The following is a 16,042-nucleotide window of genomic DNA, read 5'->3' on the forward strand; positions in this document are numbered from 1 at the left end:
TTAGTTTTTTCTATTACATCTATTAATTTATATCTACTATAACCTATCTTATTAAGAAATAACTCTAAGAGTGTCGAAAAGTTTCTACACCAACGTTTATAACTTTTCACTCTTAACTAGCTTAATATCCTAAAACTGCTTGTCGTACTACTTGGCTAGCTATTACTGCTGCTGATCCTGCACCACTTTCTCCATTTTCAACTATAACTGCTACTGCAATTTGTGGATCATCCATAGGTGCTGCCGCTATAAACCATCCATGTGGCACAGCTTCACTTCCATCTGGTAAATTATAATCTGCTGTACCAGTTTTTCCACCTGCATTTGTTCCTTCAAAAGCTGGCCATCTATATATATTATTATCTACAAGATATTTCATATAATCTTTTACTGTAGCTGCTACATCTGAAGGAATAGCTTGACGTATTTCTGTACTAGCTATATTTCTAACAATATTTCCATTCTTATCAACTATACTATTTACTAACTTTGGCTTCATTAGTACCCCATCATTAGCTACAGTAGCTGTAACTAGTGCCATTTGCATTGGAGTTGATAATACTGATCCTTGACCTATTCCGCTTTGAGCCATATTTCCTTTTTCGTAATCTTCTAATGTCGGAAATTGACTCGCTGTAGCTGTAAATCCTTCTCCTCTAATTACAGAGTTAAATCCAAAGCTCTCTGCTGTATCTTTTAACTTTTCATTTCCTAATTCCATAGCCAATGTACCAAATACAACATTACTTGAAACCCTATAAGCTCTTCTTAAATCTATAATTCCGTGAACTTCATAAGCAAAGTTATTAAGCTCTGTCCCATCGTCAAATGTTATTTTACCTTCATCATCAAATTGTCTTTCAGCAATTCCTGGAATATTCTCTAAAGCACTTGATAAAGTTACTGTTTTAAATACTGACCCTGGAGGATATATCCCATCTATAGCCCTATTTATAAGAGGAGTATCATCTGCACTTCCTGAATTTGCCTTATCTATCTCTGCATCTAAATCATTTGGATTAAATGTTGGTTTAGACACCATAGCTAAAATCTCTCCTGTTTTAGGATTTATAGCTACTACTGCCCCTTTATTATCTCCTAATGCATCATAAGCAACTTGTTGAAGTGTAGTATCTAAAGTTGTTATTATTCCATTTCCCTCTTTAGTATCTGATTTCCCAACTAGCATTCCAAAATTCATATCATCAATAAATGTCTTAAAGTTTTCTTTAAAATTAAAGCTACCTGTATTAGCCTTATCTTCTTTTAAGTTTCTTATAAAATCTCTTGGATGAACAGTATCTAAAAAATCATTTATTCCATTTCTAAATGTACTATAGTTACTTAGCTCACCATCATAAGTTTCCTCTAATCCACTTAAGCCATATGTTTGATCTATATATCCTAATGGATGAACAAATAAATTTCCATATAGATAATTTCTTTGTTGAGATGTTTCATCTATTCTTTCACTTGTAGCTAAAGCTGTTCCATTTCTATCGTAAATAGTCCCTCTTAATATTTCATTTCTTTTTGCCCATAATCTCACATTCCCAGAATCATTCGCTATATTAGGACCTTTAAACACCTGAAAATATGCTATATAAGATATTAGTGCAATAAAACAAAATAAAAAGATAGTCATAACATGTCTTACACTTTTCCCTAAATCATTCATCCTTTATGCCTCCTCAGAAATCTTTTGCAATATTCCTAATGCAAAGAATGTAGTTAAAATCGAAGAACCACCGTAACTTATAATTGGTAAAGTTATACCTGTAAGTGGTATTACAGTAAATATTCCACCTATAATTACTAGTGTCTGACATGCTATCATTGTACTAAACCCTACTGCTATTAATTGTGAAAATTTATCATTAGTGACGAAAGCAGCTCTTATTCCTCTATAGAATAATAAAAAATAAACTATCATAATTCCTATAGCGAATATAATTCCAAATTCCTCACATATAACTGCATAAATAAAATCTGAATCATTAACAGGTATATACTCTGGATATCCCTGCCCCAATCCTGATCCAAATAATCCGCCAGATGCAATTCCATACAATCCTTGAACTATCTGCATTCCCTCATCATATCTATAAGCCCACGGATCTAACCATACCTTAACTCTTCTTTTGACATGAGCAAATAAAAAGTATGCTGCAGTTGCTCCTACTGCTGATAATCCCAAGCAAGTAAAAACATATTTCTTTTTAGCTGTTGCAACATATAACATGGTTACAGAAATACCAAAGAAAATTAATGCCGAACCTAAATCTGCTTGTAAAACCATACATGCTAAAGAAAACATAGTTACTAAGGCAGGCTCTAATAAACTTTTAAAATCCTCTTTAAAAGTTTCTTTATTTTCATATGTTGCTAAAGAAGATGCTAAATATAATACTAATGCAATCTTACCAAACTCTGATGGTTGAAACATAAATGGCCCTATTTCTATCCAGTTTTTAGCTCCACCTACTGTTGTTCCAAATATCAATGCTAAAGGCATAAGTATTAAAGTAATAATCATATATATCTTTTTATATTTAGCAAAACTTCTTAAATCTGGTAATATAGCTACTATCAATATGTAACCAACCATTCCCAATGTAACCCACACTAACTGCTTTATTGCCAATATCTTATCTAATCTATACAAGGTAGCTATTCCTATTACAGCTAATATACTTGCAAAAATAAGGATGAATTTATCCCCATCGGGATAAAATCTCCTTATTACAAAATGAGAATATCCTATTAATACACATAAAATAACTCCCATAATTATTGCAAATTTATCATAAGGTTGTTCTAAAAAACCTAGATTGACAAAAAGCAGCAAGCATAATAAGTATATTAGTTTTAATAGTCTTTTTTCTTTTTTCAATACCTTCATCTACTTCACCTCTAAAGCTTATCTGCTCTTAGTACTGTAAAAATAGCACTTCCTATTTTTATTTCATCTCCAGTTGTAAGTTTTATTTTTCCTTCAACTTTTTCATCATTTACATATATACCGTTGGTACTATTTAAGTCTTCAATATATAATGTATTATTTTTTGCATATACTCTTGCATGATGTCCTGATACAAATGGTTCAGATAATATAATAGCATTATCATCCATTCTACCTATTGTAACATCACCTCTTATTAACATTACTGATTCCTCTTCAAGGTCCTCATTTCCACCAGCTTTTGTAATTTCAAGACCATATTTATTTAAATTAGGATTTGTATTCTTCTTTCCTCCTGTCTTAACATCCTTGTACATTATTTTTAATGCATAATATATTATTAAGTATAGGATTATGATAAATACTATTCCTGATGCAAATGTAATCAGCCTACTTATATTCATTACTCCACCTCATATTTTTCTTATATTTACCATTATATATTAAATCTTATCTATAAAAATAACAAGATATAGCACGCTATCTTAATATCTTTTTAAGATATTTTCCAGTATAAGACTTATCAACCTTCGCTACTTCCTCAGGGGTACCTGTGGCAATTATCGTTCCACCTTTATCTCCACCTTCTGGTCCAAGGTCTATTATATGATCTGCACATTTGATCATATCTAAGTTATGTTCAATAACAACTACAGTATTTCCTGCATCAACTAGTCTTTGTAATATCTCAACTAATCTATTTACGTCATCTACGTGAAGTCCTGTAGTAGGTTCATCTAATATATATAAAGTCTTTCCTGTACTTCTTTTAGACAGTTCAAATGCTAGCTTAATTCTTTGGGCTTCACCACCTGATAATTGTGTTGATGGTTGACCTAATCTTATATATCCTAAACCTACATCATATAAAGTTTGAATTCTATTTTTAATTCTAGGTATATTTTCAAAGAACTCTAAAGCCTCTTCAACTGTCATATTTAATATATCATCTATATTTTTACCTTTATATTTTACTTCTAAAGTCTCTCTATTGTATCTCTTTCCTTTACAAACCTCGCAAGGTACATATACATCAGAAAGGAATTGCATTTCAATTTTAATAATTCCGTCTCCTGTACAAGCTTCACATCTTCCACCTTTAACATTAAAGCTAAATCTTCCTGGTTTATATCCTCTCATCTTTGCTTCTGTTGTTTGTGAGAATAATTCTCTTATTATATCAAAGGTTCCTGTGTATGTTGCTGGGTTTGATCTAGGTGTTCTTCCTATAGGACTTTGGTCGATATCTATAATCTTATCTATATTTTCAAATCCTGTTATTTCTTTATATTGACCAACTGGATTTTTACTCTTATTTATTATTTTATTTAATCCCTTATATAATATCTCATTTACTAAAGTACTCTTTCCAGATCCTGATACCCCAGTAATCATAGTTAAAACTCCAAGAGGAATTTTAATAGATACATTTTTCAAGTTATTTTCCTTTGCTCCAGTTACAGTTATAAAGTTACCATTACCTTCTCTTCTTACTTCTGGAACCTTAACTTCCTTTACCCCAGTTAAATATTGACCAGTTATAGATTCTTTACAGTTTTTAATTACATCAACAGGTCCTGCTGCTATAATTTCTCCACCATGTTCTCCTGCTCTAGGTCCAATATCAACTATAAAATCTGCTTCTCTTATAGTATCTTCATCATGTTCAACTACTATAACAGTGTTACCTACATCTCTTAAATTTTTAAGAGTTTCAATAAGTCTATCATTATCCCTTTGATGAAGTCCTATACTTGGTTCATCTAAAATATATAAAACTCCCATAAGAGCTGACCCAATTTGAGTTGCTAGTCTTATTCTTTGAGACTCTCCTCCTGATAAAGTTCCAGAACTTCTAGCCAAACTTAAATAGTCTAATCCTACGTTTAATAAGAAATTCAGTCTACTTTTTATTTCTTTTAATACTTGTTCTGATATTATCTTTTCTTTATCTGATAATTGTACCTTATTTATAAATTCAAGTTCTTCTTTTATTGACATTGTTGTGAATTCATAAATATTCTTATCCCCAATAGTAACAGCTAATGCTTCATTATTTAATCTAGCTCCTTTACACTTTGGACACTTATTATTGCTCATATACTGCTCTATTTCGCCTTTAATAACATCTGAGTTAGTTTCTCTATATCTTCTTTCTAATGCATTTAATTCACCTTCATATGAATAAAGATACTTAGATTTCACTCCATCCTTAACATACTCTACTGTTAGCCTCTTCCCATTAGTTCCATAAAGAATTAAATCTAAATCCTTTTTGCTTAACTCCTTTACAGGCTTATTTAAATCTAAATCATATTCCTTAGCTAACGCCTTTAATATAGCAAATGTCCAAGAATCTTCCTTAAGTCTTCCTTCTCCCCAAGTTGCTATAGCCCCTTCCATAATACTTAATTCTTTATTAGGTATTACTAAATCTGGATTAAGCTCTATCAAAGTTCCTAATCCATCACATCTATCACACTTTCCAAATGGTGTATTAAAAGAAAATAATCTTGGTTCTAGTTCATTGATACTTATACCACAATCAGGACAAGCAAAGTTTTCACTAAATAAAATGTCTTTTCCACCAATAATATTTATAACAACTAACCCATCAGCTAATTTAAAAGCTGCTTCTATAGAATCTGTTAGCCTTCCTTCAATTCCTTCTTTAATAATAATTCTATCGACAACTGCATCAATATTATGTTTCTTATTCTTTTCTAGTTTTATTTCATCTTCTGCTAGCTCATATATTTCACCATCAACTCTAGCTCTAATATATCCATTCTTTTTAATATTCTCTAATAGTTTTTCATGAGCACCTTTTTTTCCCCTGATTATAGGAGCTAAAACTTGAATTTTAGTTTTATCCCCAAGCTCCATTACCTTATCAACAATTTGATCCACTGATTGTTGGGATATTTGCTTTCCGCACTTAGGACAGTGAGGAATTCCTACCCTTGCATATAATAACCTTAAATAATCATAAATTTCTGTTATAGTACCAACAGTAGATCTTGGATTTTTACTTGTTGTCTTTTGATCTATTGAAATTGCTGGAGATAATCCTTCTATATAATCAACATCTGGTTTATTCATTTGCCCTAAGAATTGTCTTGCATATGCAGATAGTGATTCTACGTATCTTCTTTGACCTTCTGCATATAAAGTATCAAATGCTAATGAAGATTTTCCTGAACCAGATAATCCAGTAAACACTATTAATTTATCTCTTGGTATCTCTAATGAAACATTTTTCAAATTATGTACTCTTGCACCCTTTACAATGATTTTATCTTTCATAAACTACTCCAATCTTTCAGTATTAACCTCGTATATTACTTATTTTTCACATAATTTCCGACCTTTAACCCCGAACTTGTGTTTGTATATTATTGTAGATATTTCCACGGAAATTGTCAATTGTTATTTCTTTAGTTTCTCTATCATATCTCTAAGCTCTGCGGCTCTTTCAAATTGAAGGTTTTTAGCTGCATCCATCATTTCATCTGTATATTGCTTAATTAACTTCTTCTTATCCTTAGCTGATAATTCAACCTTTTCATCAACATTATAATCTGAAGATTCCTCTGCTACCTTAGTTGCTTCTATTACATCTCTAACAGCCTTAATAATTGTCTTTGGAACAATTCCGTGCTCCTCATTATATTTATTTTGAATTTCTCTTCTTCTATTAGTTTCCTTTATAGCTCTATCCATAGAACCAGTGATTCTATCAGCATACATTATTACTTTACTTTCAGAATTTCTTGCAGCTCTACCTATAGTTTGTATCATTGATGTTTCCGAACGTAAAAATCCTTCCTTATCAGCATCTAATATTGCTACTAAAGCTACTTCTGGAATATCTAGACCTTCTCTTAAAAGGTTTATTCCTACCAGAACATCAAATTCTCCTAATCTTAAACTTCTAATTATCTTCATTCTTTCTATAGTCTCTATATCAGAATGCATATAAGTTGTTTTCACTCCTAGTTCAGTTAAATATTTAGTCAAATCTTCAGCCATTCTCTTCGTAAGTGTAGTTACAAGTGTTCTAAATCCTCTTTCAGAAGTTTTAATAATCTCTGCATAAAGGTCATCTATTTGTCCTGTAACAGGTCTTATTTCTACTACTGGGTCTAATAATCCTGTAGGCCTTATTATTTGCTCAGCAATATTAGTTGAATGATCTAACTCATATTGAGCTGGTGTTGCAGATACAAATACTACTTGATTTAGTTTCTTCTCAAACTCTTGGAATTTTAAAGGTCTATTATCATAAGCACATGGAAGTCTAAATCCATACTCTACTAATGAGTCCTTTCTTGATCTATCACCGGCATACATAGCTCTAACTTGTGGTAATGTAACATGGCTTTCATCTATAAACATTAAAAAATCGTCTGGGAAGAAGTCTAAAAGAGTCTTCGGTGCTGTTCCTGGGTCTCTTCCATCCAGTATTCTCGAATAATTTTCTATTCCACTACAATATCCCATCTCTTTAATCATTTCTAGGTCAAAGTTTGTTCTTTGTCTTAATCTTTGTGCTTCTAATAACTTATCTTGAGATGTAAGTTCCTTAAGCCTTACTTCTAATTCATCTTCAATTTTATGTATAGCTTTATCAATAGTTTCTTGTGAAGCAGCAAAGTGAGATGCAGGGAATATAGCTATATGATCTCTTTCACCTAATATCTTACCTGTTAAGATATCAAACTCTCTAATTCTTTCAATCTCATCTCCAAAAAACTCTACTCTAATTCCTTTTGTAGATGATGATGCCGGTACAATATCTAAAGAATCTCCTCTTACTCTAAAAGTACCTCTAGAGAAATCTATATCATTACGTTCATATTGTATTTCTATTAGCTTTCTAATAATTTCATCTCTTTCTTTTTCCATTCCAACTCTAAGTGATATTGTAAGCTTTTTATATTCATCAGGATTACCTAATCCATAAATACAAGATACTGAAGCTACTATTATTACATCTCTTCTTTCAAACAGTGCTGATGTAGCCGAGTGTCTAAGCTTATCTATTTCATCATTAATAGAAGCATCCTTTTCAATAAATGTATCTGTTTGAGGAACATATGCTTCTGGTTGATAATAATCATAATAAGAAACAAAGTACTCTACTATATTGTTTGGGAAAAACTCCTTAAATTCTGAACATAATTGAGCTGCTAAAGTTTTATTATGAGCTAAAACAATAGTAGGCTTTTGTACCTTTTCAATTATATTTGCCATAGTATAGGTTTTCCCTGATCCAGTAACTCCTAATAATGTCTGAAACTTTTCTCCACTCTCTATACCATTAGCTAGACTTTCAATAGCCTTAGGTTGATCCCCCATAGGCTTAAACTTAGAATGTATCTTAAATTCTCCCATTACTTCAACTCCAAACTTTTCATAATCTAATATACTAATTTTACTTTTAATTTTTACCATATTCAAATGTTTTATAAGTGAGCCCCCAAATTTCATATTTGGTTGGGCGAACTTACACATTCGAACGCATGTGAGAGGGTATTTCATTTAACCTTCAGAAATTTCATATTTGGTTGCTCGAACTTACTCATAGAAATTCATATGAGTAGTAATCTTACTTTTTTAAATTTAAATATTTAGTCTGATTCTTCGAATTTAACTGAAAGTCCAAATATCCGATTTATAAACTTCAAGTTACACTGTAAATGTATATCTACAACGCCTTCCATTAAAATTAAAATTAATATTAAAATAAAAGAAACTGCACAAAGCAGTTTCCACATTAATTCTTAACTTTTCATATTTAGTTTTTAACAAAATTTACTTCTTTTCTCTAAGTTCTTCTAATACTTTCTTTAAATCATCCGCTCCTACACCTAGTATATCCTCTTGTTTTACCATTTTAGGAACTAATAATATCCCTAACCTTTTGTTTCTAGGTTGTACCAAATATTCAACAACGTTACCTGCATCTTTTTTTATTCTTATCTTTAATTTAAAAATACTATCTTTTGCTAGTTTAAAAATATCTGTTTCTGACTTAACCACTTCATCATTAATAGCTAGAATCTTATCTCCTCTTCGTATGCCAGCTTCAAATGCTGGAGAACTTGGAGCTACTTCTAAAACAGAAATTCCTTCTTCATCACTAACATATATATATTCACCTTTTGCTTCAATTCTTCTTTGATATCTTAAGATACCTTCATAAGCAAGTGGTACATATATTATTGTTAATATTTGTCCTACTATTCCAAAACCACTTATCTGAGCTACACATATTACTGAAATGCCATAAAGTAAAGCTATTGCTCCAGAACTTAATGATTTTTCCTTCTTTTTCTTCGTAAATGTAACAGCATTGTATCCTATAACTCCATAGAAAGGTATTGTAGCTATCATCGCTGTTGTTAAAATACTTAATATATTTGTATGATTAATAATTGGCCACCAATTTGGTGCTGTCATTGTTGTTCCTGATGATATTTGATTATTAAAAATCATAAAAATAGCTATAGGTAATGCCCAATATCTATTTAATGAAAATCCACCTATTATCTTTCCTTCTTTACTTGTAAATACAGGAATTGCACCTCTACTTCCATCAATTATTATTAATATACCTTGAATAATATATATAACTCCTACAAAAGTCATAAGAGATAATATATCAACACTAATAAGTGATTTCTGATTTATTAAGCTAGCTAAAATATTAAACACTAAACTTAATATAGCTAATATAGCACTAGAGTATGCAAACTCAACAAATTTAGGTTTGTAAAATAACATTAGTATAGAAATCATAAACACAAACTCTATACCTGAGTTTTCATAAAAAGTTACTCCTAATAAACTTAATATTAAACTACCTAGCGCACCTGCAATTATACCTAATACAATTTGAGATAATGTAAGTTCTAGGGGAGAGTCTAAGCTTTCCCCTAAAGTCATCTTTTGAACAATTGAGATACGTCTATTTTTAAGATAAAACATTATTCCCATAATTATAAGCATAAGCAAATGTAATGGCTCAACTATAGCTGTCGCTACGGATTTTAAAGTATATATTATTAAATCCATATTAGTCTCCTATTTACTTTTCTTTAATTACCTCTAAAGCTTTTTGAAATTGTGGGTCTATATTTCTACTATATTCTACTTCTAATACTTCTTGTGGAATTTCTACAGTTATATCTGGAGATATTCCAGTTCCATGTATATTTTCTCCATCTGGAGTATAATACTTAGAAGTTGTAACTTTTAATCCTCCTTCATTGTCTGGAAGACTTATAAGTTGTTGAACTATACCCTTACCAAAAGTAGTAGTTCCTATTATTGTAGCAGCATCATGATCTCTTAAAGCACCTGTAACTACTTCTGATGCAGAAGCACTTCCTCCATCTACAAGTACTACTAATGGCATTCCTAGTAAATCTCCACCTTTTGATTTTGAAACTACTTTCTGATCATACTTATCAATTGTATAAGTAACGATTTCACCTTCTTTAATAAAATGAGATGCTATTTCAACACATTGATCTAAGTATCCACCTGGGTTTCCTCTTAAATCTAATATTAGTTTTTTCATTCCTTGCGCTTTTAATTCATTTATTTCATCTGTGAATTTTTGGCTTACTTCTTCATCACTAAATGTAGTTATCTGAACATATGCCGTTGAATCATCCAGCATTTCACCTTTTACTGATTCATTTTTAATTTCTGCTCTAACTATCTCAACTTCAAATGGCTCACCATCACCTCTTTGGATAGTTAACGTTACCGGCTGACCTTCTTCTCCCCTTACTCTAGCTACTACTGCTTCAGTATTAAGATCAACTACTTCATAATCATCTACCTTTAATATTACATCTCCAGCTTTTAATCCTGCTTCTTCTGCAGGTGAACCTTCAATTGGTGCAATTATCGTAACTTTATTATCTCTAACACCTAATTGAGCTCCTATTCCATAAAAACTTCCTTGACTTGATTCCATAAAAGTATCAAATTCTTCTTGAGTCATATAAACAGTATATGGATCTTTAACAGCTGATGCCATACCTTTCATGGCTCCTTCTAATAATTTTTGATCATCTATATCGCCATCATATTTTGAATAGATAAGATCTCTTAATGTAAATAAGTACTTATATTTCGAAGTATCTCCTACACTTGATAAGTCCGCGATAGCTTTCTGAGGTGCACCCTTAAAAATAACTCCATTAATGGCTAATACATTTCCTAAATATAATAGTAGTCCATGTGAGGCTAATAATACTACAACTATCAACCCTATCCTTAAAGCCTTTTTTCCTCCCTTTTTAGAATTATTTTCACCTCTGTTCAAATCCTCCATACCTTATACTTCCTTTCGAAATAAATTTTGAAAAATTATCATTTTTTTATATTAAAATATTGATATGATGTATCTACTAATGCAGATACATCATATCAATAAAAAATCCCTAGAAAACTAGATTATATTAAACTATTAAGAATTTTCTTAAAGCTGCAATACTTCCTATTGCACCTACAATTACACCACCAAGTATAAATCCACCTAACATAGTAGTTAATACAAATGCTGGAGTAACTAAATTAATTAAGAACATTGATGATAGTATCCAATTAAATACCCCATTATATGCGAAGTATAAAAGAACACTTGATAAACCTGCTCCTATAGAACCAATTATAATACCTTCAATAACAAATGGCCATCTAATAAACCAATCTGTAGCTCCAACGAACTTCATTATTCCTACTTCTCTTCTTCTAGAGTAAACAGTTAATTTAATAGTATTCATTATTAAGAAAACAGATACTCCTATGAATATTACAAATAATCCTATACCTACTACTTGAACAACCTTAACAAATGAGCTTATCTTTTCAATTTGTTCTTTTTGATTTCTTATACTTTCAACTCCGCTCATTTTTTCAACTGCATTGCTTACTGCATCAGCATAACTTGGATCTTCTAAAGTTACTATAAATGAACTTGGTAATGGGTTATTTGTTAAGTCATACCCTTCTAATATACCCTTATTTTCAGCTAAACTTTCTTGTAAGTTTAAAAAAGCTTCATCTTTTGATTCATATGTAACATTTTTTACACCTGTTTGCTCATTAAGTTTTACTTCTATTTCTCTTTGATCTACCATTTTTATATCATCATTTAAGTATACTCTTATTTCTACTTGAGATGCTATATCTTCAATACTTTTATTAAAATTTAATGCTAATAAAGTAAATGTTCCAAATATAAAGAATGTTATTAAAACAGTTAGCATTGCGGCAAAACTAATAGTTCTATTTCTTTTTATACTTTTTAGGGCATCTACTATAAAATAGTTAATAGTATTAATCTTCATTTTCGTACATCCCCCTCGAATCATCTCTTACAATATTTCCACTCTCTATAGCTATAACTCTCTTTTTCATAGTATCTACTATGTCTTTTGCGTGAGTAGCCATTACTATAGTTGTCCCTGCTGTATTTATATCCTTAAGGAGATCCATTATTTCTTTAGCTGTTTCTGGATCTAAATTTCCTGTAGGCTCATCGGCAATTAATACTGATGGATTATTAACAATAGCTCTTGCTAATGAAACTCTTTGTTGTTCTCCCCCTGATAATTCATTAGGGAACATTTTATATTTATGAGATAATCCAACTAGAGATAATACTGTTGGTACTCTTTTTCTTATTTCTCTTGGTGATGCTTCTACTACTCTCATAGCAAAGGCTACATTTTCATAAACATTTAAGTTAGGAATTAATCTAAAGTCTTGGAATACCATCCCTATCTTTCTTCTGTAATATGGAACCTGCTTTCTTGTAATATCAGCTAGTTTTTTATCTGCTACTATTACATCTCCTGTTGTAGGTTCAACTTCTTTAAGTAACATTTTTATAAAAGTTGATTTACCTGATCCTGAAGGTCCAACTAAAAATACAAATTCACCTGTATCTATTTTAACATTTACATCTGATAGTGCTTTTACATTATTATTGTATATTTTAGATACGCCTTTAAACTCTATCATATCTACACCTCTCCTCCACATGTTCATCCTTATACTATAGGCTTATTATATCATAATAGCATTATTACACCAAGTTTTAAAGTTTTTCCAGTTATTTTCTCTTAATTATATGATTTAAATCCTTCACCTAATACTTCTGCAGATTCGTTTACTGTTATAAATGCTTCAGGATTTTTTTCTTTTATAAATTTCTTTAAAGTTATAAATTGTTTAGTATCTAAAACTGTATATATAATCTTAACATCACTTCCTGTAAATCCACCTTGTGCATTTAACACCGTACAACCTCTATTTATATCCTTAGTTATGTATTCTAAAACTAATTTTTCCTTATTAGTTACGATAAATACTTGTTTACAAGTATTAAATCCATCAATAAATTTATCTATTAATATTCCAATCATAACTACGCTAAAGAATCCAAATAATCCTTTATCAACACCAAAAGCTCCAATAGCCATTAAACAAACTAATGAATCTGTAATAAGAACTGCACTTCCAACACCTATTGCTGTATATTTGCTTATTATAGCTGCTATTATACTAGTTCCTCCTGTTGATGCTCCCTCATTAAATACAATAGCTGCTCCCATGGCTAAAATTCCTGACCCAAAAAAGCTAGCTAAAAATAAGTTTTCTGTTAAAATTCCTGGAGTAAAAAATGTTTCAATAATATACATAAATACTGAAAGCATTATAGTTGCATAAATACTTTTAGCTCCAAATGATTTTCCTAAAACAAAAAAGGCTACCACAAATAATAGTATATTAAGTACAAATACAACTATACTTGTGCTTATTCCTGTAAGGCTATTAACTACTAACCCTATACCAGATACCCCTCCTGAGGCAATATCATTTGGAAAGAAGAAATATTCTAATGCTATAGCTGTTAACGCTATTCCAATCGTTATAAGTAAATACTCCTTAATTTTTTTCATCTTTAACCACCCATCCCATCATTAATTATTCATCTCTTACTCTTCATCAATACCTTTAAAACCTTCTCCCATAACCTCATGAACTTCCCCAACTGTTATGAAAGCATTTTTATCAACATCAGCTATAAATCTTTTCAATTTTATAAATTCATTTCTACCTAATATCGTATATAAAAGTGTTGTTTCTTTTCCAGTAAACCCACCTACTCCATTTATAAAGGTACATCCTCTTTCAAGGTCTTCTAATATAAACTTACTAATCTCTTCATTTTTAGGACTTATTATCGTAACTTCCTTACACACATTAAAACCAGCTATAACATTATCAATTGCAAATCCATTTGCTATTACAGATAGTAACGAATATAAACCTGCATTTATTCCAAAAGTAATTGCTCCTAATAGTGTTACAAAAAAATCTACCATTAATAACCCTTTTCCTATATCAATGTGCATAAACTTATTTAATATCTTTGCAATAATATCAGTGCCTCCGGTTGATGCATTAGCATTAAATACTATAGCCATACCCAAAGCTGAAATAATTGTCCCAAAAACAGTAGCTAGCATTAAATCATTCGTTATATTAAAAGGTGCAAACTTTTCCAATATATATATAAATGTTGATAATACTATACTTGCATATATACTCTTCCTGCCAAATTTACTCCCTATAATTAAAAATGCAACTACATATAGTATAGCATCCATTATAAGCATAAGAACACCTATTGGTATAGATGGCAAATAATTATTTATAACTATTGCTAACCCTGTTATTCCACCAGCTGTAATGTTATTAGGTTCAAAAAAATAAACAACTGATATCGCTACTAATAATACACCAATAGTTAATAATACAAAATCTTTTATTTTATCCGTTCTCATATTCTCTCTCCTTATTAACCAAATTCACTTCTATTAGTTTTACTCATTTATACCTCATTTATCCAAAATATTCTAAAACTTGATAAGAGTCAAGTTTTTCTAATTAATATTTTATTAAAAAAGACCTAAATATGTTGTAATTAATGGAAATTTTCAAATTATATTTTAACTCTTCTTTCTTTATTATTATCTTATATTAAAAAATTTCTAACTATAAAAGACTGCGATTCTTAACCGCAGTCTTTAGTCATAATTTATCTATTTCTTTAAATTAATTGCTTTTTTTACTTTAGCTACTATATCTTCTGAAGTTAAGTTATACGCTTTTAATAATTCATCTGGCTTACCACTTTCACCAAAAGTATCATTTATTCCAACTCTTAAAACTGGAACTGGATAATTTTCAGCTAAAACTTCAGCTACAGCTGATCCTAATCCACCAATTATGCTATGCTCTTCAGCAGTAACTATAGCACCAGTTTCTTTTGCTGATTTTATTATTAATTCTTCATCTATTGGTTTTAAAGTATGTATATTAACAACCTTAACGTTGATTCCTTCTTTACTTAATATATCTTTTGCTTCTATAGCTGAATCAACCATTATACCTGTAGCAAATATAGTTGCATCAGTACCTTCAGAAACTACAACACCTTTACCTAATTCGAACTTATAAGTAGCTTCATCATTAATAACATTAACTGCAGCTCTACCTAATCTTACATAGCAAGGTCCATTATATTCTGCTATAGCCTTTATAGCCGCTCTAGTTTCAACATCATCACTTGGAGATATAACTACCATATTTGGTATACTTCTCATTAATGATAAATCTTCGACTGATTGGTGAGACGCACCATCTTCTCCAACTGTTAAACCAGCATGTGTAGCACATACTTTAACATTTAATTTTGGGTAACATATTGAATTTCTGATTTGCTCAAAAGCTCTTCCTGCTGCAAACATGGCAAAAGTACTTACAAATGGTATCTTACCACAAGTTGATAAACCAGCAGCTACCCCCATCATATTTCCTTCAGCTATTCCCATATTTAAAAATCTTTCTGGGCAAACAGCTTTAAAATCAGCAGTTTTAGTTGATTTTGAAAGGTCTGCATCTAAAACTACTATATTAGTATTTGTATTTGCTAATTCAGCTAACGCTTTACCATAAGATTCTCTTGTTGCTATCTTCTTGCTCATT

General features: G+C 30.5%; 12 protein-coding genes. All 12 read right to left on the bottom strand.

Annotated elements, in window-relative coordinates; genetic code table 11:
* Positions 1-121 precede the first annotated feature (121 nt).
* The 12 genes from ARA56_RS13655 to ARA56_RS13710 all read right to left on the bottom strand — a co-directional run bounded on the left by ARA56_RS13655 (position 122) and on the right by ARA56_RS13710 (position 16,041).
* A complete protein-coding gene (locus ARA56_RS13655) occupies positions 122-1,678 on the bottom strand; it encodes a peptidoglycan D,D-transpeptidase FtsI family protein (protein WP_055267617.1) in 1,557 nt (518 codons plus the stop codon).
* Positions 1,679-1,681: 3 nt separating this feature from the next.
* Positions 1,682-2,902, bottom strand: a complete 1,221-nt coding sequence (locus tag ARA56_RS13660) for an FtsW/RodA/SpoVE family cell cycle protein (RefSeq protein WP_055267619.1) — start codon at positions 2,900-2,902, stop codon at positions 1,682-1,684.
* Positions 2,903-2,913: 11 nt separating this feature from the next.
* Positions 2,914-3,366 (bottom strand): FHA domain-containing protein, encoded by a 453-nt coding sequence (locus tag ARA56_RS13665; RefSeq protein ID WP_055267621.1) that lies wholly within the window; start codon positions 3,364-3,366, stop codon positions 2,914-2,916.
* Between the two features lie 76 nt (positions 3,367-3,442).
* Positions 3,443-6,268: an excinuclease ABC subunit UvrA gene (gene uvrA / locus ARA56_RS13670; RefSeq protein ID WP_055267623.1), complete on the bottom strand. Its 2,826-nt coding sequence runs from the start codon at positions 6,266-6,268 to the stop codon at positions 3,443-3,445.
* A 123-nt stretch (positions 6,269-6,391) separates the two neighbouring features.
* Positions 6,392-8,359 carry an excinuclease ABC subunit UvrB gene (gene uvrB / locus ARA56_RS13675; RefSeq protein WP_055267677.1) on the bottom strand — a complete coding sequence of 656 codons (1,968 nt, stop codon included), beginning with the start codon at positions 8,357-8,359 and terminating at the stop codon, positions 6,392-6,394.
* Positions 8,360-8,779: 420 nt separating this feature from the next.
* Positions 8,780-10,042, bottom strand: a complete 1,263-nt coding sequence (locus ARA56_RS13680) for a PDZ domain-containing protein (protein WP_055267625.1) — start codon at positions 10,040-10,042, stop codon at positions 8,780-8,782.
* Between the two features lie 13 nt (positions 10,043-10,055).
* Positions 10,056-11,315: a S41 family peptidase gene (locus tag ARA56_RS13685; RefSeq protein WP_055267627.1), complete on the bottom strand. Its 1,260-nt coding sequence runs from the start codon at positions 11,313-11,315 to the stop codon at positions 10,056-10,058.
* A gap of 127 nt (positions 11,316-11,442) precedes the next feature.
* A complete protein-coding gene (ftsX, locus tag ARA56_RS13690) occupies positions 11,443-12,333 on the bottom strand; it encodes a permease-like cell division protein FtsX (protein ID WP_055267629.1) in 891 nt (296 codons plus the stop codon).
* Entirely contained in the window at positions 12,323-13,009 is a 687-nt protein-coding gene (gene ftsE / locus ARA56_RS13695) for a cell division ATP-binding protein FtsE (RefSeq protein ID WP_055267631.1), read from the bottom strand. The genes ftsX and ftsE overlap by 11 nt, the downstream gene beginning before the upstream one ends.
* A 101-nt stretch (positions 13,010-13,110) precedes the next feature.
* Positions 13,111-13,950, bottom strand: a complete 840-nt coding sequence (locus tag ARA56_RS13700) for a YitT family protein (protein ID WP_055267633.1) — start codon at positions 13,948-13,950, stop codon at positions 13,111-13,113.
* A gap of 36 nt (positions 13,951-13,986) precedes the next feature.
* Positions 13,987-14,838: a YitT family protein gene (locus tag ARA56_RS13705; protein ID WP_055267635.1), complete on the bottom strand. Its 852-nt coding sequence runs from the start codon at positions 14,836-14,838 to the stop codon at positions 13,987-13,989.
* 258 nt (positions 14,839-15,096) lie between these two features.
* Positions 15,097-16,041: a transketolase family protein gene (locus ARA56_RS13710; RefSeq protein WP_055267637.1), complete on the bottom strand. Its 945-nt coding sequence runs from the start codon at positions 16,039-16,041 to the stop codon at positions 15,097-15,099.
* Position 16,042: the final 1 nt, after the last annotated feature.

Source organism: Clostridium disporicum, assembly GCF_001405015.1.
GTDB lineage: Bacteria > Bacillota > Clostridia > Clostridiales > Clostridiaceae > Clostridium > Clostridium disporicum_B.